The 25,801-nt window shown below is 41.1% G+C and carries 20 protein-coding genes; 11 read left to right on the top strand and 9 right to left on the bottom strand.

Features of this window, described 5'->3' with window-relative positions; all coding sequences use genetic code 11:
* Positions 1-64: 64 nt before the first annotated feature.
* From prc to AAFX28_RS16380, 3 genes are all read right to left on the bottom strand, one after another.
* Complete coding sequence (gene prc, locus AAFX28_RS16390) at positions 65-2,062, bottom strand: carboxy terminal-processing peptidase (protein WP_408689220.1); 1,998 nt, start codon at positions 2,060-2,062, stop codon at positions 65-67.
* Between the two features lie 17 nt (positions 2,063-2,079).
* Complete coding sequence (proQ, locus tag AAFX28_RS16385; protein WP_171759293.1) at positions 2,080-2,709, bottom strand: RNA chaperone ProQ; 630 nt, start codon at positions 2,707-2,709, stop codon at positions 2,080-2,082.
* Positions 2,710-2,808: 99 nt separating this feature from the next.
* A complete protein-coding gene (locus AAFX28_RS16380; RefSeq protein WP_408689217.1) occupies positions 2,809-3,282 on the bottom strand; it encodes a GAF domain-containing protein in 474 nt (157 codons plus the stop codon).
* Between the two features lie 102 nt (positions 3,283-3,384).
* Here AAFX28_RS16380 and AAFX28_RS16375 point away from each other — a divergent pair, with 102 nt between their 5' ends.
* From AAFX28_RS16375 to rsmF, 4 genes are all read left to right on the top strand, one after another.
* Entirely contained in the window at positions 3,385-5,181 is a 1,797-nt protein-coding gene (locus AAFX28_RS16375; RefSeq protein ID WP_408689215.1) for an ABC transporter ATP-binding protein, read from the top strand.
* Positions 5,182-5,214: 33 nt separating this feature from the next.
* A complete protein-coding gene (locus tag AAFX28_RS16370) occupies positions 5,215-6,474 on the top strand; it encodes a PqiA/YebS family transporter subunit (protein WP_408689214.1) in 1,260 nt (419 codons plus the stop codon).
* Positions 6,467-9,100 carry an MlaD family protein gene (locus AAFX28_RS16365; protein WP_408689212.1) on the top strand — a complete coding sequence of 878 codons (2,634 nt, stop codon included), beginning with the start codon at positions 6,467-6,469 and terminating at the stop codon, positions 9,098-9,100. Before AAFX28_RS16370 ends, AAFX28_RS16365 begins: the two co-directional genes overlap by 8 nt.
* Before the next feature lie 86 nt (positions 9,101-9,186).
* Positions 9,187-10,611 (top strand): 16S rRNA (cytosine(1407)-C(5))-methyltransferase RsmF, encoded by a 1,425-nt coding sequence (gene rsmF / locus AAFX28_RS16360; protein ID WP_408689210.1) that lies wholly within the window; start codon positions 9,187-9,189, stop codon positions 10,609-10,611.
* A 200-nt stretch (positions 10,612-10,811) separates the two neighbouring features.
* Here the strand turns inward: rsmF and AAFX28_RS16355 are convergent, their stop codons facing one another.
* Positions 10,812-11,645 carry a S1 RNA-binding domain-containing protein gene (locus AAFX28_RS16355; RefSeq protein WP_408689209.1) on the bottom strand — a complete coding sequence of 278 codons (834 nt, stop codon included), beginning with the start codon at positions 11,643-11,645 and terminating at the stop codon, positions 10,812-10,814.
* A gap of 90 nt (positions 11,646-11,735) precedes the next feature.
* Here AAFX28_RS16355 and AAFX28_RS16350 point away from each other — a divergent pair, with 90 nt between their 5' ends.
* Positions 11,736-13,121, top strand: a complete 1,386-nt coding sequence (locus AAFX28_RS16350) for a hypothetical protein (protein WP_408689207.1) — start codon at positions 11,736-11,738, stop codon at positions 13,119-13,121.
* On the opposite strand, the gene AAFX28_RS16345 is transcribed toward AAFX28_RS16350, so the two are convergent.
* The gene (locus AAFX28_RS16345) at positions 13,090-13,569 is read right to left on the bottom strand and encodes a DUF4442 domain-containing protein (protein ID WP_408689205.1); all 480 of its coding nucleotides are present in this window, start codon (positions 13,567-13,569) and stop codon (positions 13,090-13,092) included. The genes AAFX28_RS16350 and AAFX28_RS16345 overlap by 32 nt on opposite strands.
* Positions 13,570-13,856: 287 nt before the next feature.
* On the opposite strand from AAFX28_RS16345, the gene AAFX28_RS16340 reads away from it, so the two are divergent.
* Together AAFX28_RS16340 and AAFX28_RS16335 are read left to right on the top strand one after the other, a co-directional pair.
* Positions 13,857-14,909, top strand: coding sequence for a 3-deoxy-7-phosphoheptulonate synthase (locus AAFX28_RS16340; protein ID WP_408689204.1), 1,053 nt, complete (start codon positions 13,857-13,859; stop codon positions 14,907-14,909).
* A 16-nt stretch (positions 14,910-14,925) separates the two neighbouring features.
* Positions 14,926-15,411 (top strand): YajQ family cyclic di-GMP-binding protein, encoded by a 486-nt coding sequence (locus AAFX28_RS16335; protein ID WP_408689203.1) that lies wholly within the window; start codon positions 14,926-14,928, stop codon positions 15,409-15,411.
* A 54-nt stretch (positions 15,412-15,465) separates the two neighbouring features.
* On the opposite strand, the gene AAFX28_RS16330 is transcribed toward AAFX28_RS16335, so the two are convergent.
* A complete protein-coding gene (locus AAFX28_RS16330) occupies positions 15,466-16,404 on the bottom strand; it encodes an NAD(P)-dependent oxidoreductase (RefSeq protein ID WP_408689202.1) in 939 nt (312 codons plus the stop codon).
* Between the two features lie 458 nt (positions 16,405-16,862).
* Between AAFX28_RS16330 and AAFX28_RS16325 the strand changes: the two genes are divergently transcribed.
* The 4 genes from AAFX28_RS16325 (at position 16,863) to AAFX28_RS16310 (ending at position 21,037) form a co-directional block, all read left to right on the top strand.
* Entirely contained in the window at positions 16,863-17,891 is a 1,029-nt protein-coding gene (locus AAFX28_RS16325) for an amino acid ABC transporter substrate-binding protein (RefSeq protein WP_408689201.1), read from the top strand.
* Positions 17,892-17,967: 76 nt separating this feature from the next.
* Entirely contained in the window at positions 17,968-19,170 is a 1,203-nt protein-coding gene (locus AAFX28_RS16320; RefSeq protein WP_408689200.1) for an amino acid ABC transporter permease, read from the top strand.
* A gap of 1 nt (position 19,171) precedes the next feature.
* Positions 19,172-20,269, top strand: a complete 1,098-nt coding sequence (locus tag AAFX28_RS16315) for an amino acid ABC transporter permease (RefSeq protein ID WP_408689199.1) — start codon at positions 19,172-19,174, stop codon at positions 20,267-20,269.
* 18 nt (positions 20,270-20,287) lie between these two features.
* Positions 20,288-21,037, top strand: a complete 750-nt coding sequence (locus AAFX28_RS16310; protein ID WP_408689198.1) for an amino acid ABC transporter ATP-binding protein — start codon at positions 20,288-20,290, stop codon at positions 21,035-21,037.
* 94 nt (positions 21,038-21,131) lie between these two features.
* Here the strand turns inward: AAFX28_RS16310 and AAFX28_RS16305 are convergent, their stop codons facing one another.
* The 3 genes from AAFX28_RS16305 to AAFX28_RS16295 form a co-directional block, all read right to left on the bottom strand.
* Complete coding sequence (locus tag AAFX28_RS16305; protein ID WP_408689197.1) at positions 21,132-22,448, bottom strand: hypothetical protein; 1,317 nt, start codon at positions 22,446-22,448, stop codon at positions 21,132-21,134.
* Between the two features lie 12 nt (positions 22,449-22,460).
* Positions 22,461-23,009 (bottom strand): hypothetical protein, encoded by a 549-nt coding sequence (locus AAFX28_RS16300; RefSeq protein ID WP_408689196.1) that lies wholly within the window; start codon positions 23,007-23,009, stop codon positions 22,461-22,463.
* Between the two features lie 842 nt (positions 23,010-23,851).
* Positions 23,852-25,780, bottom strand: coding sequence for an ATP-binding cassette domain-containing protein (locus AAFX28_RS16295; RefSeq protein ID WP_408689195.1), 1,929 nt, complete (start codon positions 25,778-25,780; stop codon positions 23,852-23,854).
* Positions 25,781-25,801 lie beyond the last annotated feature (21 nt).

The raw sequence follows: 25,801 nt of genomic DNA, 5'->3' as shown, positions 1-25,801 counted from the left end.
CACATAAATTAATTCCATAAAAAAAGCGAGCTGTATGAGCTCGCTTTTTATTCTATTGATTTTATTAAGATTTAATCATATCAACCATGATGGCAACTGACTCATCTAAATAGGCATCAGGGGCTTCGTAATCCTTTGGCACATCGTCCAGAGTCTTAAATGGTTCTTCACCCTGTGCTTTTTGGCGTTCATTGATACGTGCTAGTCGTTTAGCATCAGCTTTTTCACTTTCTGCTTTTCGAGTCTTCTCGTTTAATGACAACGTATTATCGTCTTTCTCTGCTTTATACTTTTCAATATCTTCAGCAATGAATCGGAACTCAAGATCTTTCGCAATACGTACTTGATGACTAGCCGTTAATTTTCCAATTAACGCCTCGTTACGCTGTAACACTTCGTATTTAGCTTTATCAATCTGATCCCAAGGAAGAGCATTATCTTCAACGCTTTCACCGGTCTCGCTTGGTTCCACGGCAGTTGGGAACGCGATATCAGGAGCCACACCCTTGTTTTGTGTACTACCACCGTCGATACGATAGAACTTCTGAATGGTATACTGAACATAGCCCAGCTCTTTATCAAACAAATCATAGATATGATTCAAAGAGCGGTGCTGCTGAACAGTTCCCTTACCGAATGAGTTTTCGCCAAGAACGATTGCTCTACCGTAATCTTGCATTGCTGCTGCAAAGATTTCAGATGCCGAGGCACTGTATCGATTAACCAGAACAGTCAGTGGACCGTTGTAGCTAATTTTTCCATCGGTATCACTGTTCACATTCACGCGACCATAGCTGTCACGAACCTGAACAACAGGACCACTTGTAATAAACAGTCCCGATAGTGCCGTTGCTTCAGTTAATGCGCCACCACCGTTATTACGTAAATCAACGATGATGCCATTAACACCCTTCTCTTTTAGCTCAGTAATCAGTTTATCTGTGTCCTTGGCTAAGCCGACATAGAAACTTGGTACTTCTAACACGCCAATTTTCTTACCGTCTTTTTCAATGACTTCAGATTTAACCGCTCGATCTTCAAGGCGAATCTTATCTCGGACTATCGTGATGACTTCTGCTTTTACATCTTTACCTTCCGGTAAGACTTGAAGATTCACTTTGGTCCCTTTCGGCCCTTTGATCAACTGAACAACATCATCTAGGCGCCAGCCAATAACATCAACGATATCTTCACCGTCTTGACCCACACCAATAATGCGATCACCTTCGGCTAACTGCTTGCTTTTCGATGCAGGTCCACCAGCAACAAGAGAACGAATCACGGTATAGTCATCTGTCATTTGTAGAACAGCACCAATACCTTCCAAAGATAGATTCATCTCTGTTTGGAATTGATCTGCACTACGCGGAGAAAGATAGCTAGTATGAGGATCCACTTCACGAGCAAACGCATTCATATAAAGCTGGAATGCATCTTCATTGTGCGTTTGACTAAGACGTTTAAGCGCATTGTTATAACGTTTACCTAATACCTCTTTAATCTCATCCCAGTCTTTACCGGTGAGCTTAAGGTTGAGAGCATCGTACTTAACTCGTTTACGCCATAACTCATCGAGGTCCGCGGTTGTTTTTGGCCAGTCAGCTTCGCTGCGATCGAGTTCAATCGTTTCGTCACTATCAAAGGTCATTTCTTTATCAAGTAACGCTAGCGCGTATTGGAAACGTTCGTAGCGACGTTTGATAGAAAGATTATAAACGTCGAAAGCAATCTGGTTATCACCCGACTTAAGCTGCTCATCAATGCCAGCAGACCACTTATTAAATGAGTCGATATCTGCTTGGGTAAAGATGTTGCGATTGAAGTCGAGCATTTCGATGTAGCGCTCGAAAATAGCTTGAGAAAACTGATCGTTTAACGAGAAATGTTTGTAGTGAGAGCGAGTAAAGCGAGACGTGACACGCTTGCTTGCTGTCTCGTGCTGAACTTCTGGGACAAGGACAGGTAAGTCCTCAAGAGTGATATTTGCTTCTAAAGCATGGGCTGAAGAAGCTGCTAGCCAGAGGCTAGCAGCAATCAGCGACAATTTTGAACGGCATTTCATGCGTAGGAGTATCTCCTTTATGCGCGTAAATGCTCCGCTTTTACAACCATCTGTAGGCCGTTAGTCAGCTGAACACGCACATCTTCCTTATTGATTTCAACGATAGTCGCAGCCATATTTCCTTTGCCCATATTAACGTTCACTTGATTGCCGACTTTCACTTCATCAGCGTTCAGAGCGCGCGTCTCTACTGGCTTGCTGGCCTTTTGTACTTTGTTCTGTTGCGGACGACGAGCTTGAGGCTTCTTCGCCGCAGGTTTTGCTTTAGCTTTACCTTCTTCGCGAGCTTTCTGTGCTTGCTCTTTACGACGAGCTTGCACTTTAGCTTTGCTCTCAGCTAGTGCCGTTTTAGCGTGTTCTACGTGTTCTTCATCAAGCTCACCTGCTGGGTTGCCGTCTAAATCTACACGTACTGCACCAGGCTTAACACCGTGAAGGTAACGCCATGATGAAGTGTACTGTCTTAACGCTGCACGAAGTTGAGTCTTGCTTACTTTCGGGTCGTCAGTTAGACGCTCCGCAAGATCTTGAAAAATACCAATTTTAAGTGGCTTAGCTTCACCTTCTAAAGTAAAGCACTTAGGGAAACATTCAGCAATATATGCGATAACTTCTTTGCTGTTTTTTAACTTTTCAGTGTTTTCCATGTGGATTCCTGGTTATTGCGGCATGTCCGCGAGCATTAAGAATAAATATTTGAGGTATTATAGTGACCTGCAAGCGAAAAACCACACTCAATACTCAATTTATGCCTTGATAGCGTGTGAATTAAGCAGCTTTTCTACTTCACCCATCAAAAATGTCAGCCCTTGCTCATCAATTTCGTTGAATCGTCCTACTTTTGGGCTATCAATATCCAACACACCAGCGATTTGACCATCAATAGAAAATGGAATCACGATCTCAGAGTTACTTTCAGCATCACAAGCAATGTGACCTTCAAATTCATGTACATCATGAACGCGCTGAACTTGATTTTCTGCCACTGCAGTTCCACAAACACCTCGTCCGACTGGAATTCGAACACAAGCAGGCTTTCCTTGGAACGGGCCTAATACTAGCTCGTCGCCTTTCATAAGATAGAAACCAACCCAGTTGAGTTCTTCAAGTTCCATGTTCAGCAACGCACTAACATTCGATAAATTAGCAATCAGATCCGTTTCGGATTCAATTAACGCGACAGCTTGTTTGGTTAAGCGTTGATAATGTTCTATTTTCATAAGGTTAATACATCCTAATTATGCCATTTGAAAACTAGAGACTTCTAACATGAATCTGCGTACAATCGCCGCAAACCATAAATAGTAAGCATTCTCATTATAATGAAAGATAATCCCAACACTATTAGCCGTTCTTGGTTGATAACACAAGTAAAAAAGCACAAATCAAAGCTTATATTTGCCAATGTTATTGCTCTATTAGCCACTTTGATTAGTGTTCCTATCCCTCTTCTTATGCCTTTAATGGTCGATGAGGTGTTGCTAGACCAACCTAGTACTGGGCTAGCAGTGATGGATATGGTTCTCCCTACGTCAATGCAAACTCCGACAGGTTATATTTTCCTTACTCTACTGCTTGTCATCATTATGCGAAGCGCCAGCCAAGCATTAAGTATTGTGCAAAGTCGACAATTCACCCTAGTGTCGAAAACCATCACCTACCAAATGCGCAGTAAGATGATCGACAAGCTTGGTCGTATTAGCATTCGACAATACGAGACCCGCGGTAGTGGAGGCATCAACGCTCACTTAATCACTGATATTGAAACCATTGATCAGTTTATCGGCTCTACGTTAAGCAAATTTCTAATCAGTTTGCTCACGGTCATTGGTACCGCAGGTGTTTTACTGTGGTTAGATTGGCGCCTTGGGCTATTTATTCTACTTGTTAATCCAGTCGTCATTTATTTCTCACGAAAACTCGGCAGTAAGGTAAAGCATTTAAAAAAGCACGAAAACCAATCTTTCGAACGCTTTCAGAACCGCCTTGTTGAAACCTTAGATGGTATTTATCAGCTCCGCGCAGCGAACCGTGAGCGCGAGTTTTTGAATGAACTCAAAGTCCAAGCAGATCAAATTCGTCAGGATGCAGATAAATACGCTTGGCAATCAGAAGCCGCCGGACGTGTTTCTTTTTTACTATTTCTCTTAGGTTTTGAGCTATTCAGAGCCGTTGCCATGCTTATGGTACTGTTTAGCGACCTCACTATTGGCCAAATCTTTGCGGTATTTGGCTACTTATGGTTCATGCTTTCACCTGTACAAGAACTATTAGGTATCCAGTTTTCTTGGTACAGCGCCAAGGCTGCCTTAAAGCGTATCAATGCGTTGCTCGACCTTGAGGAAGAACACCGACCAATCAGTAAAGTAAATCCATTTACTGATGATCGAGAAGTAGATATCGAGATCCAAAACGTAGACTTCTCTTACAACGATGAAATCAAAGTCCTTTCTAACCTAAGCTTATCCATTCCAGCAGGCAAGAAAGTAGCATTGGTTGGTGCAAGTGGCGGCGGTAAATCTACCCTCATTCAACTGCTTATTGGTGTTTATCAACAAGACTCTGGCGTGATTAAGTTTAATGGTCACACCACTAATGACATAAGTTTTGACATAATTAGAGACCAAATAGCCGTTGTATTACAACAGCCTATACTCTTTAATGATACTTTAAGGCATAATCTGACTCTTGGCTCAGACTATGATGACTTGCAGCTTTGGCGCGCTCTTGAGATCGCACAAATGCAAGATGTTATCAGCCAATTAAGTAACGGCTTAGAGACGCAAATCGGCCGCAGTGGTATTAGACTATCCGGTGGTCAACGTCAACGACTCGCGATAGCGCGTATGGTGTTGAGTAATCCAAAGTTTGTTATCTTAGATGAAGCAACATCGGCGCTAGATACCGCGACGGAAGCGGCTCTACACAAAGCACTAACCGAGTTTTTGAAAGGACGTACTACTTTAATAGTGGCGCATCGGTTATCTGCTGTTAAACAAGCTGATTTAATTTATGTACTGGAAGATGGTCAAGTCACGCAAGCAGGTACACATGGAGAGTTGGTTGAACAACAAGGGCTATATCAAACCTTATATGGGAATGTGCAAACTCACGCCTAACCCTATTTTCCGACTATGTAATGGAGGGAGGCAATGAGCCCCCCTTCTAAGCTTCATGCCCACACAACAGAACTCTCTTCTGTCAGGCTTTGTCATGGCTGCGAACTTCCCGTTGACCTTGTTACCGTAGAGCGTGGCAAAAGCGCTCATTGCCCTCGCTGTAATACTCAACTCTACCGAGGGGGCAACCCTTCACTATCAGGTAATCTCGCCGTTGCGATTGCTTGCCTGTTGCTCTTTATTCCATCGCACTTTTTCGACTTTATTAGTATTCGACTGTTTGGGATGATGATCCCGGCCACCTTGCCTTCAGGGGTATTTACACTTTTTGGTGAAGGGTTTGTACTGCTCTCAATCTTAATTATTTTTTGTAGTTCTATCGCCCCATTCTTAGTTTGTAGCTCAGTGGTCACCGCACATATCGCACTAAAATATCGAGCGTTCAAGCTGCTAAAGTATTCCCTATTGATTGTTCAGCATTTGAAATCATGGGTGATGATAGATGTTTTCCTCGTCAGTATTGCTATCTCGTGTTTTAAACTCCAAGACTACTCTGACATTTATGTTGGCCCGGGATTGATTGGCCTAATACTGCTCCAAGTTGCTACCATTCTCCTCATCACTCGCGTCAGTGTTCGTCGTTATTGGGAAGCATATGAGCCTGAAAATAGCTACGCTCTCACTGAAAAAACGCTACACTGTCACCAATGTCATTTGTCTCAACCTGAAGGCGAGCATTGCGTTCGCTGTCATAGCCCCATTCATCATAGAAAACCTCGCTCTATACAGAAAACCTGGGCCTATTTGATTGCCGCTAGCATTGCTATTTTTCCAGCAAACTTCATCCCAATTTCTATTCTTTTGACTAACGGTAAACGCCTAGAAGACACGATTTTTTCTGGAGTGGCCTCATTAGTAAATAGTGGGATGATTGGTATCGCCGTTATCATTTTTGTCGCAAGTATCGTGGTACCCGTTGCCAAGATACTTGGCCTCTCTTATCTGCTACTGGCGATTCAATTTAAACGAAAGATCTACCATAAACACAGAATGTTCATCTATTTTGTGATTAAGTGGATCGGTCGTTGGTCCATGATGGACCTATTTGTTATCTCCATCATGATGACCCTCGTCGATCGTGGGCAAGTTCTCGACTTCACACCAGGCTACGGAGCGGTCGCCTTCGGTTTAGTGGTCGTGTTGACCATGCTTGCCGCAGAGAGCATGGATCCAAGGTTAATTTGGGACAACTACCCAGATAAAGTTAAACATAAAGAGTCTATTAATGAGTAATTCGTCTCCCACTCAAAACTCGTATTCACCAGATATTAAACGCAATAAAGGTATATCACCGCTTTGGCTACTACCGATATTGACCATGGTGCTTGCCGGTTGGTTAGTATTTAAAGCGGTTCAAGACGCTGGACAAAGAGTTCAGATCTATTTCGCTGATGCGCAGGGTTTGATTGCTGGGCGCACGACAATTCGCTATCAAGGCCTTGAAGTCGGCATGGTAAAAGACATTAGTCTCGCTGAAGATCTGCAAAGTATTTATGTGGATGCCGATATTTACCCTGAGGCGACGAAACTCTTAACCAAAGAAACTCGTTTTTGGATGGTGAAACCGACAGCAAGCTTATCGGGTGTATCGGGCTTAGACGCACTTGTTTCAGGTAACTACATTGCGATTTCTCCAGGCAATAACCCATCTGAGCCAGAAACCAAGTTTACCGCTTTAGATAGAGCGCCTTCTGATTTGTTAGCCGAAGAAGGATTAAACATCTCACTAAAATCTCGCGACCTTGGTGGTATTTCAGTGGGCTCTCAAATTGTCTACCGCAAGATTCCGATTGGTGAAGTGTATAGCTATCAACTCGATTCAGAATCAAAAAACGTCATCATTCAGGCGTCTATACAAGACGAATATCGCCACATCATTACTGATGACAGTCGATTTTGGAACGTCAGTGGTATTGGCGCAAATATTGGTTTTGAAGGTGTCGATGTTCGCTTAGAAAGCTTGAGCGCCCTTATTGGTGGCTCTATCGCGGTAGATTCACCTGATGGTGGTGAGCCCGTTGCGGACAATACTCAGTTTAGATTGTACGAAGATCTTAAAACCGCTGGACGTGGTATCGCGATTAAGATCACCCTTCCCGACGACAACAATATCAGTGCTACCGGTGCGCCAATTATGTACCGAGGCATTGAAGTAGGCCAAGTAACCAATTTGCAACTAAGCAGTGGCCGAGAAGAAATTATTGCGTCAGCAGCTATTCAGCCAGCATTTAGCGACATGTTAACCACTGGGAGTCGCTTTATCTTAGAGGAAGCCAAAGTCTCGCTTTCTGGTGTAGAAAATATTGCTAACATCCTTAAAGGCAACTTCTTAACCATTGCTCCGGGTGAAGGCGAACGTTCGCGCACATTTAGTGCGGTTCGCAAAGACGACTTCAACCGCCAACAGGCTCGTTCAGTATCATTACAACTCATCGCAGATAATTCGTTTGGACTTGATCAAGGGGCTAATATCCTTTATCGAGGTATTAGCATTGGTTCAGTGACGAAGGTGAGCCTAGTTGAAGACAAAGTGCGCTTTGATATTCTTATCGACAGCACCTACTCTTCACTGATCAAATCCCAAAACCGATTCTTTGTCACAGGCAGTGCAAGTGCTGAACTTACGGAGTCTGGTTTAAACATCACCGTTCCACCAGCCAAGCAACTGTTGACTGGCTCTATTAGCTTTGTCAGTGAAGGGAAAACAACGCCTTCAAGTGAATATAAACTCTACCCGAGTAAATCGCTGGCTGAGTTAGCGAAATACAACATGTCGGGCTCGACTCAACTAACTTTGTTTGCAAATGAATTACCATCGATCAGTAAAGGCAGCCCACTTCTATACCGTAATCTGCAAGTGGGTTCTATCTCTAACTTCTATTTGGTTGATGGCGGCGTCATCATTACGGCTAGTATCGAGAATCAATACAAACATCTTGTAACAGAGCAAACCGTTTTCTGGAATCGCTCTGGGGTGGAGATTGATGCGAGCTTGGATGGAGTCAGTGTTAAAGCTGCGCCGTTGAAGTCTTTGATTCAAGGTGGTATCGCTTTCGACTCTTTACCGGGAGTAGAAAACAAACAAAATGACAAATGGCTGCTATACGATGACTTTAAAACCGCACGTAAGTTTGGTCAGGTCATCACCCTAACCTTTGAAGGTGAAAACAGCCTTTCGAAAGGAACGGCTATCAACTATAACGGGGTTAAGGTCGGTGAAGTCACCTTAGTCGTTCCAGATTTCAAACGTCAGAGTGTCGAAGTCAAAGCCCGTATCCTGCCAGAGTACACCGACAGTATCGCAACAGAAGGTTCTTATTTCTGGCTACCGAAAGCAGAAGTCGGATTACGTGGTGTGAAGAATATCCAAAACTTATTGTCGCAATCTATTAGCGTTCAACCTGGGCAAGGTAAAGCGAAAAATCAGTTCACTCTGCATCAGACAAAGAAAGCGACCCATGGTGTACAGTTCACCCTCCAGAGTGAATCAAGAGGGTCTATCGCTATTGGAACTCCTGTTCTTTATCGCGATATTGAAGTCGGCGAAGTGACCCGCGTTCAACTGGGTCAGTTTGCCGATCGTATCGTGTCTAACATTGTCATCCAACCCGAGTATGCTTATCTAGTGCGTCAAAACAGTGTGTTCTGGAATACATCAGGCGTGGACGTTTCTATCGGTTTAACGGGGGCTAATATTAAAGCTGGCACCTTCGACAGCCTTGTTCGTGGCGGTATTTCTTTCTCTACTCCGGAACAGAAGCAATTGGAGCCGATGGCCAAAGGTGGACACACTTTCTATCTCAACGCGAAAGCAGAAGATAACTGGAAAGCATGGAGAACCGCTATTCCAAAACCTTGACCCTCAAGAAAACGCAGCCTAGTCGCTGCGTTTTTTTTATTAATTGGCTATAATCATCGCCCTTTCAAGCTTGTAGAGATAAAACCTTGCATCAAAACGTATATCTTCCAGACGAATTCCTCCGTGAAATCGAAGCGATTCTTCCTTCTGAACTTAATATGGAAGACTTCATCGCTGCCTGCCAACGCCCATTACGCAAAAGTATTCGAGTAAACACGTTAAAGATTTCCGTTGAGGATTTTCTTGAACGCGCTAAGAATAAAGGTTGGCAGCTGGAATCTGTTCCTTGGTGCAAAGAAGGCTTTTGGATTGACGCCGACGAGTCAGAGGTACCATTAGGTAATACAGCAGAGCACATGTCAGGCTTGTTCTATATTCAAGAAGCTAGCTCAATGATGCCAGTCTCTGCCTTATTTGGTGATAACGAGAACGAGTTTGATTCCGTCCTCGACATGGCAGCGGCGCCTGGCTCTAAAACCACTCAAATTGCGGCAAGCATGGATAACCATGGCGTACTGGTTGCGAACGAGTTTTCAGCAAGTCGCGTAAAAGTATTACACGCCAATATTGAACGCTGCGGGGTGAGAAACGCCGCGCTATCAAACTATGATGGCCGCGTATTTGGTGGCTGGCTTCCTGAACATTTTGATGCGGTGCTCATCGATGCGCCTTGTTCAGGTGAAGGTACTGTGCGTAAAGATGCTGACGCAATGAAAAACTGGACGAAAGAGTCCGTTATCTCTATTTCAGATACTCAAAAAGACCTGATTGAAAGTGCTTTTCATGCCCTAAAACCAGGTGGCGTTATGGTTTACTCCACTTGCACCCTCAGCATCGAAGAAAACCAACAAGTGTGTCATCACCTTAAAGATACATTTGGTGATCTGGTTGAATTTGAAAGCTTGGCGGATTTGTTTGTTGACGCTGAAAAAGCCCTTACTGAAGAAGGCTTCCTACATATTTTCCCTCAAGTTTACGACTGCGAAGGATTCTTTGTCGCGAGATTACGTAAAACAGGTTCTGTGGAAGCACCAAAGGTTAAAAAGCGCCTTGGTAAATTCCCATTTGAAAAAGCAAGTGCGAAGATACAGGCAGACATCACCAAGCAATTGCACGACACATTAGATATCAGGATACCTGAAGATGCATCTGTTTGGCTTCGCGACAACGACGTATGGCTATTCCCTCATGCTTTAGAACCGATGCTTGGAGAGTTCCGTTTTTCTCGTATGGGTATCAAGATCGCTGAAGCCCATAAAAAAGGCTATCGCTGGCAACATCAAGTAGCGACAACATTAGCGACTGGAAATGAATCGACTTCAGTAGCACTTTCTATTGATGATGCCCGAGAATGGTTCATGGGCCGAGATGTACGTCCAGCGGACCTTTCGGGTAAGGGTGAAGTAATCGTCAAGCTTGATAACGATGTGATTGGATTAGGAAAATGGGTCGGGAATCGAATTAAGAATGGTTTACCACGTGAACTCGTAAGAGATAAAAACTTGTTCTAAGCGATAGAACCTTAGTATGAAATACTAGCTGAGCCGCGCAAACTCCAGATATTGCTCTACAATTAAAGGGAGTTATTTGAAATATCGACCTATTAGCGCAGGCTCTTCATGAGCCCTTCCCCCGGCCCATAGCAGGATCAGCTTTGGGCCATTTTTTTAAGCCGCATACAAAATACGGCTTAAATAAAGCAAAGAATCGCTTACGCTAAACGAATGCCTTCTTTATCAATGACAATTTTGCCTTGTTTGTACAAGCCACCAATTGTCTTTTTGAATGTACCTTTACTGGTTCTGAACGCAGAGAAAATCGCTTCCGGTGAAGACTTGTCGTTCAGTGGAAGGAAGCCACCTTTTTTCTCAAGCAGGTCCATTACTTTTTGGCTCAGGTCGTCCATTTTCTCTACACCAATCTTCTGTAAAGACAGGTCGATTTTGCCATCTTCGCGAATGTTCTTGATGTAACCTTTCAGCTTTTTACCAATAAACAGCTTACCAAACACGTCCGACTTAAAGATCATTCCCCAGTGCTCACCTTCAACTATCGCTTTAAAGCCAAGGTCACTTCGTTCTGCGATAATGAGATCAACCTGTTGGTTACGTTTGTATGTTGCCGGTGTTTTATCAAGGAGCTTGTTAAACTTTGTCGTGCCAACAATACGACCAGAGGCTTTGTCTGTATAAACGTAAACCAAGACGTTTTGGCCTTCTGAGAAGCGAGTGCGCTGCTCACTAAATGGGATTAGTAGGTCTTTACCTTTGATTCCCCAATCTGCAAACGCGCCGGTCGCATTTACACCTTCGATTTTCATTAATCCCCACTCACCCACTTGAGCGACTGGAGTTTCAGTTGTGGCGACTAACTGACTGTCAGAATCGAAGTATAAAAACGCGTCGACGAAACCACCGATTTCTGTGCCTTCAGGAACAAATCGGTTTGGTAATAAGGTTGTGCCGTAATCCCCAGCATCAAGGAATACGCCAAAATCGGCTGTTTTTACAACTTCTAAGTGGTTAATCTGACCAACTTTAATCATTTCAACTGTCTCTTGTTAAATTTGCGGTGATTATAGCGAATCTCTGTTATGCTTGCGCCAGATATTTAGTACTTTTTTTAGGAGCATTCTTTGTTAACCGTTGATAAGCAGGACGGCATAACTCTTAAGATTTCACACGCAATGGCAGCGACCAAAAAGTCTGACTTAGACTTATATTTTTTCGTCCCTGGCGAACTAGGTCTGTCCCCTGATATTCTCAAAGAGAGCGAGTTCTACTACGAGTCTATTACTCAAAAACGTGCTTACTACAGTGACAAAACGCTCTTGCCTCTTGTACACAGTCGACTTGCAAAACGTGGCCGACTCTCTTCAACTCAATACCGTGTCAGTTTGAGTCTTTTCGCCTATCAATACGTTATCGCTCTAGATAAAGCGGTCAACGAGCTTAACAAGCACAACAAAGAAGTCGTTACGACGGATGAAGTCGACGAAGTAATCAAACTATCGCTCGACATCCTTAAAAAGCTACGCCGTGGTATCCCTTACGAAGAAAGCTTGAAGCGCTACTACGCAAACATTGATAACTACCTATCTTGGTATACAGGTCAACGTCTCATGTCATTAGTGGCTCATATGCCCCGTGATAGCGAATATAAAAGTTTAAAAGAAAGCTTACTCGCTATTGTCGAGAAAGAAGCCGCGCATCGAAAGCTTAATAACTATAACTCCAAGAGTGTACGTGACGACGTAACGCGACTCAGTAATAAAATGCGCTTGTTAAGAAGGTTGATTGAGCACCCTGTTGTCTTACAAGAGAAAACACAGTCGCTAGGCAAGAACATGAAGCGCGTCGTTAAAGGCGGCGCGACAGGTTTCGTGATGGTTTTCGTGACCATTACGGCAATCCTTGCACGAGATTACTGGGGTGAGATTACAGCCTCATTCATCGTCTTGATGTCTTTCGTCTACGCACTACGTGAGATTTTTAAAGATGACCTTCGCGACGTAATGTGGCGTTGGATTCGTAAAGGGCGACCTAAATGGCGCAAACTTTACTTGGATCCAACGACCAAGAAAGCGGTTGGCCAGAAACTTGAATGGCTCGATTACAAAGTTCTGGATAAATTACCTGACCGTATCAAGTCAATTCGTAAAAAGCGCGTCGTTCAGAGAGAAGAGCAAATTCTCCACTACAGCTCAAAGACTGAGATGTCGACCTCTAAGTTCATGAGTGGTTATGAAGAGACGCGAGAGTCACTCTTTGTAAGCATGCGATCATTAACTCGTTTGATGGATAAAGGGGCGAATAAGATCTACACCCACAACAACGGTCAAGTGAGCCGAGAGTCAGTGGAGAAACGACACTTAATCAACCTGATAGCAAAAGAAAACAACCACAATGGTGAACCTCAATACTACCGTTGGAAAATTGTTCTTAATCGAAGCAAGATCGTGGCTGTAGAACAAATGGAAGTGGAAGAAATCAACCACCCTTTCTCTTCAGTGACAGAGTAAGATAGAACTCCGCCATAGGTTCATCACCATGAAGAGATGGACAAATGGCGGTAATTTTTACCGCTTCATTCACCCTTTCACCGGTTTCAAATGTTCGGTTTAGCATCTGATCAATCTGCTTACCATCTTCACAAATAAAGTGTACGTCTGCTTCTGGACGCTTTAAAAATTGCCCCTCAACTGCTTTGAATGCCAAAGAAACTTGTTTGCCGCTATCTTGTGCCTTGCTCATCGCCATAAATCCACCAGCGACATCCGCTCCAACCGCCAGCACACCAAAATACATACTGTTTAGATGATTTTTAGTACGCCGTTTTAGAGGGATTTTAACCTCCACACGATCCGCATCTAAATGGAGAATTTTAGGACGCGCCAGCCAAATGAAAGGGACTTTGAAAAAGCCAAAGAGATTTAAGTATAAATTTGCTTTAGTAAGCGGTGATAACATAAAACTAGTCCGACCAGTGAAAGTATTACCAGTTCATAGCGAACAAAGGACAAAGTCAACAAGTTGTTAACATTCACCTTTTAAATAGTGAACTACCTACGACAAATGCGTGACAATGTAACTAAAATCACACATCTGTATAGCTGCCTATTAGCATTTATACTTTATGTAACTGCATAATTTTTCAGATTTACGCTTTGGTAGAAATAAGATTCTCGATAAGTGGTTTATTCCTCGGTGCGTTTCCGCTATCTTTACCGCTTCGAAATAAAAATACAGGCTGTGGTATGCCACTAAAAACCGATGAATTAAGAACCCAACCACTGGGTCCAATGCCAACTCCGGCAGAACTAGGAAGCGCACACCCTATTACGGACGAAGTCGCAGAGCGTATCGCACAGTCACGTCGTCAAATTGAAAATATTCTTTCAGGGGAAGACCAACGCCTATTGGTGATTGTCGGCCCTTGTTCAGTGCATGATACCGATGCCGCGATCGATTACGCAGAGCGTCTAGCTGCAGTCCAAGAGCAATATAAAGATGAACTTTTCATCGTTATGCGTACTTACTTTGAGAAGCCACGTACTGTTGTAGGTTGGAAAGGTCTTATTACTGACCCTAACCTAGACGGTTCATACGCACTTGAAGCTGGTCTAAACAAAGCTCGTAAGCTACTTCTTGATATCAATAAACTTGGCCTAGCAACTGCGACCGAGTTTCTAGACATGATCACAGGTCAATATATTGCTGACCTAATCACTTGGGGCGCGATTGGTGCTCGTACGACAGAGTCACAGATCCACCGTGAGATGGCTTCAGCACTTTCATGTCCTGTTGGCTTTAAAAATGGCACAAATGGTAATATTAAGATTGCTATTGATGCTATTCGCGCTTCTCATGCGTCTCACTACTTCTACTCGCCAGATAAAAATGGTCGCATGACTGTTTATCGTACAAGTGGTAACCCATTTGGCCACGTTATTCTGCGTGGTGGAGAAACTGGCCCTAACTTCGATGCTGCATCTGTTGACGCTGCATGTAAGCAGTTGGCGGAATTTGGTTTACCTGAGCGCTTGGTTGTTGATTTCAGCCATGCAAACTGCCAAAAGCAACATAGAAAGCAGTTAGACGTAGCAAAAGATATTTGCGAACAAATTAAGTCAGGTAAGAACCAGGTAGCGGGTATTATGGCTGAAAGCTTTATCCTAGAAGGTAACCAGCCAATGACTGACCTTGATAACCTAACTTACGGGCAGTCTATCACCGACCCATGTTTAGGTTGGGAAGACACAAGCACTATGCTTGAAATGTTAGCAAACGCTGTTAAAGCACGTTCATAATTATAAGGATTCCAACATGCCATCATTTGATATTGTGTCTGAAGTCGATTCAGTAGAACTTCGTAACGCTGTCGAAAATGCTTCACGTGAACTTTCTACCCGTTTTGACTTTCGTGGTGTTGAAGCTTCCTTTGAAATGCAAAAAGATGAGTCTGTTCGATTAAACGCCGAAGGTGAGTTTCAGCTCAAACAGATGCGTGACATCCTTCGCGGTAACCTAGCAAAACGTGGTGTTGATGCAAACGCTATGGAAGCAAAAGGTGAAGAAGCAACAGGCAGAAACTGGCATCAGATTGTTGTCTTTAAGCAAGGTATCGAAACGCCTATGGCGAAGAAGATCGTCAAGCTGATTAAAGATAAGAAGATGAAAGTTCAAGCTTCGATTCAAGGTGAAAAAGTTCGTGTGACAGGTAAGAAACGCGACGACTTACAAGCTGTTATCGCTGTTATCCGTGATGCTGAATTAGGTCAACCATTCCAATACGAAAACTTCCGTGACTAAGTTCATCTAGTTTCAATTAAAAAGGCCAGATACGAAAACGTATCTGGCCTTTTTCTATTTCTGATTTCCTAAGGTAATGATGGTGTCTTCACCTTGTAAAAAGGTCACATTCGTCGATTTCGGTGCTAATAACACCACGACCCTCTTATCTTCTTTCTTTGCAATTTCAAGTTGTGTAGATAATGCAGCTTGGTGATCAAACTCAATCCGTTCAGCATCACGCCTAACCAAATCGACAAAAGGAAATGGACACTCGTTATCAAATAACGCGAGTTCAGCTTGTTGCATTAATCGTAATGCCTTTAACGTTAATAACTCGACATCACCACCATACTCTATCCAAGTAACTGAGCCTTTGCGGCTAAATCCCTGCTCTAATGCTCCTTGATACGCTACTTCAAGCTCGGTGTTTGAGTTTGCCGTATCAACATCAGGACGAGCAAAGAAAGCCTCCCAAAATTTACGGCGCTCATCGACAGTAGGTAACTGCTCTTTAATGTCTTTACGTTTAGAAGCAGCGAAATCGGCTTGTAAAGATAAGTTTTGAGGTAAAACAGATTCGAGCTTTTCACGCATGTTTCGAATCAGTACCGGCGCAGCTCCCCCACTCGATATAGCTATCTGAATACGCCCGCGATTAATCATCGATGGTGTTATAAAGTCGCAGTAGGGTAAATCATCAACCACATTGACCAAGATACCCTTACGTTTAGCGTCATGATGTACTTGGTGATTCAAACTCGGGTTATCGGTTGTTGCCCAAACCTGAACATACGATGTTTCAAGCAACTCTTGAGAGTAAAATCCTTGAATCCACTGGCACTCGCCTTTCTCAATTAACTTTCCAAGATAATCTTCCACTTGGGGAGAGACGATAGTCACGTTCGCACCCGCCCTAATGAGGCTGTCCACTTTACGACTCGCAACTTCACCACCACCAACGACTAATACAGGCTTATGGTTTAAGTTAACGAATAGAGGAAAATACTGCATTTCATTCCTTGATGTATATAAGGGTCTATTAGCTTGATACTACCAAAAACATCGGCAAACGTAGATGCCTTATCTTCAACTAGTTCAACATTTAACCAAATTTCAATCGATCTTTAGTGAGATATTCTAGAACAATGCATGTTGTATAAATTTCAAACCTAAAACTATTGATAAATTTATTACACCAGTCTGTCATTCCCATTCTGTGAAGTTATGCACTGTTTACATTCCCATAACATTTCGCCATTCTAATGTCTGTCAGGAAATGTGAGTTCATTCAAAAATCTTTTTAAATTATAGAGTTGTGAAAACACAATTCCTTTCCTACGCTTATAACTGGTTGATTTAACAAAGACTCAATAAAGAGCAGTGCAACCAAACAAATAAAGAAACACAACAGAGCTTAATCGTTGCATCGAGAAAATCGATTTAACACGGATCATACAGGAAGGATACACATGGCACATAAACTAACACTTCTTGCTTCAGTTGTAGCAGCATCTACTGCATTGATGTCTACTAGCGCTTCTGCAGCGGATAGCACGCTTGATAAAGTAACTAAACAAGGCTTCTTAACTTGTGGTGTAAGTACTGGCTTGCCGGGCTTCTCAAACCCAAACTCTAAAGGTGAATGGGAAGGCATCGACGTAGAATACTGTCAAGCACTTGCAGCAGCAGTTCTTGGCGATAAGACAAAAGTTAAATACGTACCTCTAACTGCAAAAGAACGTTTCACTGCACTTCAATCTGGTGAAATTGACGTTCTTTCTCGTAACACGACTTGGACACTTCACCGTGACACTGCACTTGGTCTTAACTTCGTGGGTGTGAACTATTACGATGGTCAGGGTTTCATGGTTAAGAAAGATCTTGGCCTTACAAGTGCTAAAGAGCTAGATGGCGCTTCTGTTTGTGTTCAGTCTGGTACAACAACTGAGCTTAACCTAGCTGACTACTTCCGTAATAACGGTATGTCATACAAGCCAGTTGTATTCGATACAGCAGCGCAAACATCTAAAGGTTTCGATGCAGGTCGTTGTGACGTGCTAACAACTGACCAATCAGGTCTTTACGCTCTTCGTCTAAACCTTCAAGACCCTTCATCAGCGCAAGTACTACCAGAAATCATTTCTAAAGAGCCGCTAGGCCCAGTAGTTCGTCAAGGTGATGACCAGTGGTTTAACATTGCTAAGTGGACACTTTCTGCAATGGTTAACGCTGAAGAGTACGGTATTTCATCTAAGAATGCTGACGAAATGCTGAAATCTAAAGATCCAAACATCAAACGTATCCTAGGTGTCGATGGCCCTAAAGGTAAAGGTCTAGGTATCCGTGATGACTGGGGTTACCAAGTGATTAAGCAAGTAGGTAACTACGGTGAGAGCTTCGAAAGAACTGTAGGTGAAGGTTCGCCTCTACAAATTTCTCGTGGTGTGAACGCTCTGTGGAATGCAGGCGGCTTCATGTACGCTCCACCAATCCGTTAACTTTTAAAGTTACAACACAAAATGGGCGGTTTTGGCCGCCCTTTTTAATAAAAAATGGATTTGAGGTTATAGTTGTATGAAACCTACTAATATGGCGTCGAGCGCGGATAACGGACCGGCTAATAACGCTAACCTTATATACAATCCCACCTTTCGAGCTGTTGTTTTCCAGATCATTGCGATTTCAGCACTTGTTTTCTTCTTTTACACCATTGTCAATAATGCACTCACCAACTTAGAAGCTCGCGGTATCGCCACGGGTTTTGATTTCCTCGATCAAGAAGCCGGCTTTGGGATTGGCCTAACGCTGATTGAATACGATGAAACATTCTCTTACGGTCGAACGTTTGTCGTCGGTCTATTAAACACCGCATTGGTTTCCTTCTTCGGTATCATTCTCGCCACTGTGATTGGTTTTGTCATGGGTATCGCACGTTTATCTTCTAACTGGTTAGTTAGTCGATTAGCAGCGGTTTACATTGAGATTTTCCGAAATGTTCCTTTACTACTGCAAATCTTCTTCTGGTATTTTGCGGTATTGCAAGCCCTACCCTCTGCGAGGCAAAGTCTCAGCTTGGGTGAAGCGATCTTCTTGAATGTCCGCGGTTTGTACTTCCCAGCTCCAGTCTTTGAAGAAGGCTCTTCTATTGTTGTTGCTGCATTTATTGCAGGTATTGTCGCTTCAATCGTGATTGGCATTTGGGCCAAGAACAAGCAAAAGCTGACGGGCCAGCAAACACCAATGGGACGTATTGTTTTGGGACTTTGCGTTGCATTACCTGTGGTCGTTTACTTTTTAGCAGGCTCTCCTATTTCAGCAGAACTGCCTGAATTGAAAGGATTTAACTTCCGCGGCGGTATCAGTATTATTCCTGAACTTGCAGCGCTAATGCTCGCGCTAAGTATCTACACTGCTTCATTCATTGCAGAGATTGTACGTTCAGGTATTAACGCCGTTAACCACGGCCAAACTGAAGCGGCAATGTCTCTAGGATTACCACGTTCACGTACCTTAAAGCTTGTTGTTATTCCTCAAGCATTAAGAATCATCATCCCACCACTAACAAGTCAGTACTTAAACTTAACCAAGAACTCATCTCTTGCAATGGCTATTGGTTACCCTGACTTAGTATCGGTTTTTGCAGGTACTACCCTAAACCAAACCGGTCAGGCGATTGAGATCATCGCAATGACTATGGGGGTTTACCTCACGCTCAGCTTGCTGACTTCAGCACTGATGAACTTGTATAACCGCAAAGTAGCGCTAGTGGAGAGATAGAATGAAAGTACATCAATTTCAGCCTGACCTTCCACCTCCAGCGAATACCGTAGGTGTAGTAGGTTGGCTACGCAAAAATCTTTTCAATGGCCCTGTGAACTCAGTTGTAACGCTTGTTCTCGGTTACCTAGCCTTCATGCTACTTTGGAACATTGTGGATTGGGCCTTTTTAAAAGCCGACTGGATTGGCACAACACGTGATGCATGTACTCGTGACGGCGCTTGTTGGGTATTTATTAGCGTGCGCTGGGAACAGTTCATGTATGGTTTCTACCCGCAAGAGGAACTATGGCGACCTCGCCTGTTTTACATTACATTAGCGATCTTCACAGTCCTTTTGGCTTATGAGAAAACACCTAAGCGCCTATGGATTTGGCTATTCTTCGTTAATATCTATCCGTTCATCATTGCAGCACTGTTGTACGGTGGTGTGTTTGGACTAGAAGTTGTAGAAACGCACAAATGGGGTGGCTTACTTGTTACTCTTATTATTGCACTTGTTGGTATTGTAGTGTCGCTTCCTATCGGTGTCGCACTTGCATTAGGTCGTCGCTCCGAAATGCCTATAATTCGCAGTATTTGTACTGTATATATTGAGGTGTGGCGTGGTGTTCCACTGATTACCGTGCTGTTCATGGCATCAGTAATGCTACCACTGTTCCTCGCAGAAGGTTCTGAGACTGATAAGCTAATCCGTGCTTTAATTGGTGTGGTAATGTTCAGTGCAGCCTATATGGCGGAGGTTGTACGTGGAGGCTTGCAAGCGATTCCTAAAGGCCAGTACGAAGCTGCGGACGCCCTAGGCCTGTCATACTGGAAGAAGATGGGGCTGATCATTTTGCCACAGGCACTTAAGATCACTATCCCTTCGATTGTAAACACCTTCATCGGTCTATTTAAAGATACCAGTCTTGTACTTATCATTGGTATGTTTGATGTACTTGGTATCGGTCAAGCTGCAAACACTGACCCAGAGTGGTTAGGCTTTGCAACTGAAAGTTATGTATTTGTCGCGTTAGTGTTCTGGGTATTTTGTTTCGGCATGTCGAGATATTCGATTTGGCTTGAGAACAAATTGCACACCGGTCACAAACGATAATTAGCTCAAGGACGTATTATGACGCAACAACAAGATTACATGATCCAGCTAAAGGATATGAACAAGTGGTACGGCGAGTTTCACGTACTAAAGAACATCAATCTTGACGTGAAGAAAGGCGAAAAGATTGTTATTTGTGGCCCATCAGGCTCAGGCAAGTCAACGATGATTCGTTGTATCAACCGCTTAGAAGAGCACCAGAAAGGTCAAATCATTGTTTCTGGTAACGAACTTACCGAAGATTTGAAAAACATCGAAGCGGTTAGGCGTGAAGTTGGTATGTGTTTCCAGCACTTCAACCTCTTCCCTCATCTAACGGTACTAGAGAACTGTACGCTAGCGCCTATTTGGGTGAAAAAGATGCCAAAGGAAGAAGCTGAAGCGATTGCGATGAAGTACCTTGAACGCGTAAAGATCCCCGATCAAGCAGACAAATACCCAGGACAGCTATCTGGTGGTCAGCAGCAGCGTGTAGCTATCGCTCGTTCGCTATGTATGAGCCCTCAAGTTATGCTATTTGATGAGCCTACTTCTGCACTCGATCCAGAGATGGTGCGTGAAGTACTTGATGTAATGGTCGAGCTTGCAGAAGAAGGTATGACAATGCTTTGTGTAACTCACGAGATGGGCTTTGCCAAAGAGGTCGCAGATCGAGTTATCTTTATGGATGCTGGAGAGATTATTGAAGAAAACAACCCTGTTGATTTCTTTGAAAACCCTCAGTCAGATCGCACACAAAACTTCTTGGCGCAGATTCTGCACCATTGATTGTTATCAATCAACATAACAAAGGGTGGCTTCGGCCACCCTTTTTCATTGTGAAATTTTGAATATAAATAAAGACTAGCATAAAACATAGAGATTATACTTCAGAGCAAATTGAAACCCCTAAACCATGTTTTGGTATGAAGTCTTTACCAAAATCAAGATAACCTGTCCCTTGATCATTAGCATTAATATTATAGATGCCAATATTAATTATGTTACTCTCTATTATTTCTTTGTAGTCTTCTAAACTTGCCAATTCGTACTTTTCTGAAAAAGAACAATACTCAATTGCTTTTCTGCTTTCTAGTAGTAATGGAACTGAGTTCTTGTCAGTTATCATATAAAACTTTTTTTTATCATCAGTAGTTAATGCAGATAAAAACACATCACTTAAAGCATTGAGTTTCAATAATGAGCTCGTTTTCGAATTATTATTCACAAGCGGTCCATTATTATTTACCTGGGAGCGTTTTAAATTATAATAGTAATCTTTTTCACTTTGAACATTTTCAATAGATGACTGAGTATTCCCTTCAAACGTAGCGAGGATAGCATGCGTTCCTAAAGGTAATGTAACTGAAATATCTGTCCCCTTACCAACATATTTTCCGTCTACAAACCAATCTACATTTACATTACTTTTTAAATTAACTCTAGCTGACTCAAACCCAAACACTTTATTTAACTCATTATAAATAGATGAGTTGAACAATGGCTTTGCTTCATAATAAGCGGTATAAGACAATACGTTATCAAGATTTATCGACGCGTCAGTATAAGTAAAAGCTATAAAATCACTACCCTCAGTTAGAAAAACATTGTTGTCTACTATATCTTCCATTATTAATGACTTATTTCGAGATAAACATCCATTAAGATTTTCATTAACTTTACACTTGGTCACTCCAGTAATTGATTTTGATATATTATCACGCTCTATTTCTTTTTGGATTCTGGAGATAGCTTTTTGCATCACCTTTCGTTTTTCATTATTTAATATTATTTTTTCATATTCTAACTTTTTGAAATCATCTTTTATTTTAGCATATTTCTCCGGCAAATCTTTATAACTATCTAATTCTTTTTTAATATCCTTACGTTTGTTTATTAGCTTTTTAATTGACTCAAATTCTGAAGAATCAACATCGACGAAAAGAATTTTTGATTTTAAATATTCAGAAAGTTCATTGTAAGCTTCTATTTGATTAGCTTCATCCCATACGCTTGATGAATGTAATGATAATTGCTCATTCAGTCTTAAATAATTATCGTCATAAGAGTACTTTGATTCAATTAGTCTAAGCTCGTTTCTTTCATCATGACTAATGAAGTCAATAGCAAACACATTAAAAGATACAGGTACTAGGCATGTAACAATGCAACAAGAAATTAATGATTTAATATAATTCATATCTTTTTCCACTCAGAACTTAAAACCATAACCTAAATATAATGACATGCCATCATAACCCTTATATGGACTCCAATCAGTCATTATCTCCCAAACACCATGTTCAAAGATAACGTCTTTAAAGTAAGCACCTGTTCCATAGTAAATCGCATCTATATCGTCGTCATTTGCTGTTGGATGTCGTAAATTGAAATAACATGTAGAATAATTGGAAAAGCATTTCCCCACCGTCATGACAGGTATAAAGTCTTCTGAGACATAGTACCCCGCACCTAATGCCATATTCCAAGACCAAAAATGTCCTGTTTTATATTTATCAGAAATCAATTCACCTCGACCGTAGACACCAAAGTTACTATTTCTGATTGACTTAATACCTGCTAAGTATAACCCGTTTGCACTACCAGCTTTGATTCTATGAGCCCCGAGGCCAAATGAGACTATCGAAGGGTTATTTTCTGATAAGAAGTCCTCATCAGTCAAATGAGAGAGAAAATCATCGTTTTCTATTGCTTGAGTAGTTATGGGGAGAAAAAATACTGAACACATTAAAATACGCATTTTAGCACCAAAAATCCTGAATAATTAACATTTAGCCACTAGTTCTTACAGTACTAATGTTATTAATTATTAGAAATAACTGCTATAGCCAGCCCTGCTAGCAAGATTAATCCTACGTCATAATAGGATTATACGAACAAGATGTGTTCATTATTACATTTGGAATAATTTTTATGTTCACGCCATAAAGTACTACACAAAACAAAGTGAGAAAGTTTACACATTCACGTTAATTTTTACTAAGTTAAACCCTATAGTCTGCGTATTCATTGTGTAAACTCAATACAATCAAAACCAAACACTTTATTATGAAACCCTCACATTTTTGATGCTTACCAAAAGCGTTGAATATAGCCTCGCTGAATACACTCAAAGAGGGAATATAGTATCGCACTCCCAAATACAATGATTGAGATCCATTTTTTTCTTCTAATCTTTCTTGCACTGAACCCGAAAGGATCTTTCGTTCGACAATGGGGACAACGATTTGCATCCTGTGCAAGCAGATACCCACAAGCTTGACAAGCTAGTTTCACCGCAACTCTCCTTATGAAAAATTCCGAATGGCGAATATAAGTCTATTTTTTGGTTTAAATAGGATGAGCTAAGATCCTTAATATAAAATCATTATGTCTTTCAGATTTTCTTTATCACTACAACGGTAAAAATATAAATTACATTCACCATTGAATCATTCTTATAACAGGTATTTTAAGGAATGTCGAAATCCAATTAGAGACATGAACTTATATAATCAACTTATTATGAAATTAGTTCAACATATAAAAAGGGAGAGCAAAAATCTCTTTATTATATCTCCCGTTTTATTATCAGTTTAATTTTTAAGCATTATCAAATAATAAACCATTATTAATTTCATAAACAACATCACAAGAAGATAATATTGAATCATTATGACTTACCATTATAATAATTGAGTTCTTATTATACTTCCTTAAATATTCAATCGATCTTAATATATCAGACTTAGACATATTGACTAATACCTCATCAAAGACATATAACAAGGATTCGTCTAGCAGAGACATCATAAACAATAACTTGCGTCTTTGCCCTGTTGACATTGCTATATTCTCCACATCATCAACGTATAGTGATTGATAATCAAAGACCCTATCTCCAAAACATTCCTTTAATATGTTATTGATAACTTTATTTGATACACAGTTTCTAAATAAAAAGTTTTCATACAATGAACCGGAAAGAAAACTTGTTTCAGATGTTAAGTAACTGACTCTATTTTCAAAAAAAGCCTTATCAATGACATTAATATCTACACCGTCATATTCTATTTTACCTTTGTAATCATCATTTAACCCCAATATGCTTTTGAGCAACGTTGACTTTCCGCTTCCCACAGGGCCTTTAATTCCGTATAAAATACCTTTATGAAACTTAGCCTTGACATTCTTTACTAATACTTTTTGGTCACTGCTAATAGTCAAGTTTACTACTTTTATTTTATTTAACTCTTCAATACTCATTCCAACATCACCAACATGAGAGTTTAGAACTTCGTCTGTAAACAAATTCCCCATCGATTGATGAAGGTGAATAAAGCTCGCCTTTAAATATGATAGTCTCGTTACAATCTGGGATAACAAACCAGACAATCGTGAACTAATTATAAACAAAACTATCATATACGCAGGGTTTAACTCAGATGCAGATATAGAAACAAAACTAACCAAAAATAAAATAAAAAGTGACAAGAATGAAACCATCTTAGTCATTTCATCCCAGAAAAAATTAAATTTAGTTATTTTATCTTCATAATGTTGCGAAACACCAAACACTCTCAGATATTTTGAAAAAACGTTAAATTTATTTATAAATGGAATGCTATCCTTATGTGCAATATTTGAAACCCTAAGTTTTAACACATCATTTGAAGAGTTTTCTTGTTCTATAAGCAACTTGTATAGTCTAGAACGATATAAGTAGAAAACAAAAAAAACCAAGGCATAGAACAATAGAAAGTAAACGCTAAGCCAAGAAACAAAAACACTAAGCGTAATAAAAAACATCACAAAGGATAAAACATCACAAGCGATATATGGAATAAAATCCCATACCATTTTCCTATATTGCTCAACAGTTTTAATACTATGGATCGCAAAAAAACCTTTATACTTTGATGTGAAGGCAAGGATGTAACTCTCAAACTTCAATGCTGATTCACCATTGGCAATAATACACTTATCTTTAATATGCTTCTTTGCAAAAAACTCTATTACGTAAGCTAATAAAAAAAACAAACTAACAACAACCAACGTTGTAACAGAGCTTGAATAAATTAGCCGCGTATTAAAAATATTTGTATAGATAGGTGTAATTAAAGCAAATGGGGTTAATAAAAGTAAAAACAGCGACCATATAGGAGTAAAATTCACAATATCAGAAACCAGTTCCTCCGGTTTCTTTTTCTTAACATTTTCTCTTAACTCAAAATATCGACATCCAATATAGTCATTTAACATGACCTGTCCTGTACGATTAAAGTAAAGCCCATTAGAGTATTTAATTAGTTCATATGAGCCATTTATATTAACAACAAAAGGAGCATTTATTCTGGTATTGTTGGATATTTGATTAGAAATTATCTGGTAAGAAAAAAGGTCATTATCAAACTCCTTTTCTATTTTTTTTATTACCAAATCCTCTCCAATTGTATGACTTAATTTTTTAGCCAAAGATGGAGTATATTTAACACCTAGCTCACTAGCTAAGTTAAGAAATGCACTTATCATTAAAACACCAAGAAGATTAAA

The organism is Vibrio sp. TBV020 (assembly GCF_046056895.1).
In the GTDB taxonomy this organism is placed as follows: domain Bacteria; phylum Pseudomonadota; class Gammaproteobacteria; order Enterobacterales; family Vibrionaceae; genus Vibrio.
The sequence above is the reverse complement of the archived record's forward strand: the minus strand, read 5'-3'. Positions and strand labels throughout refer to the sequence as shown.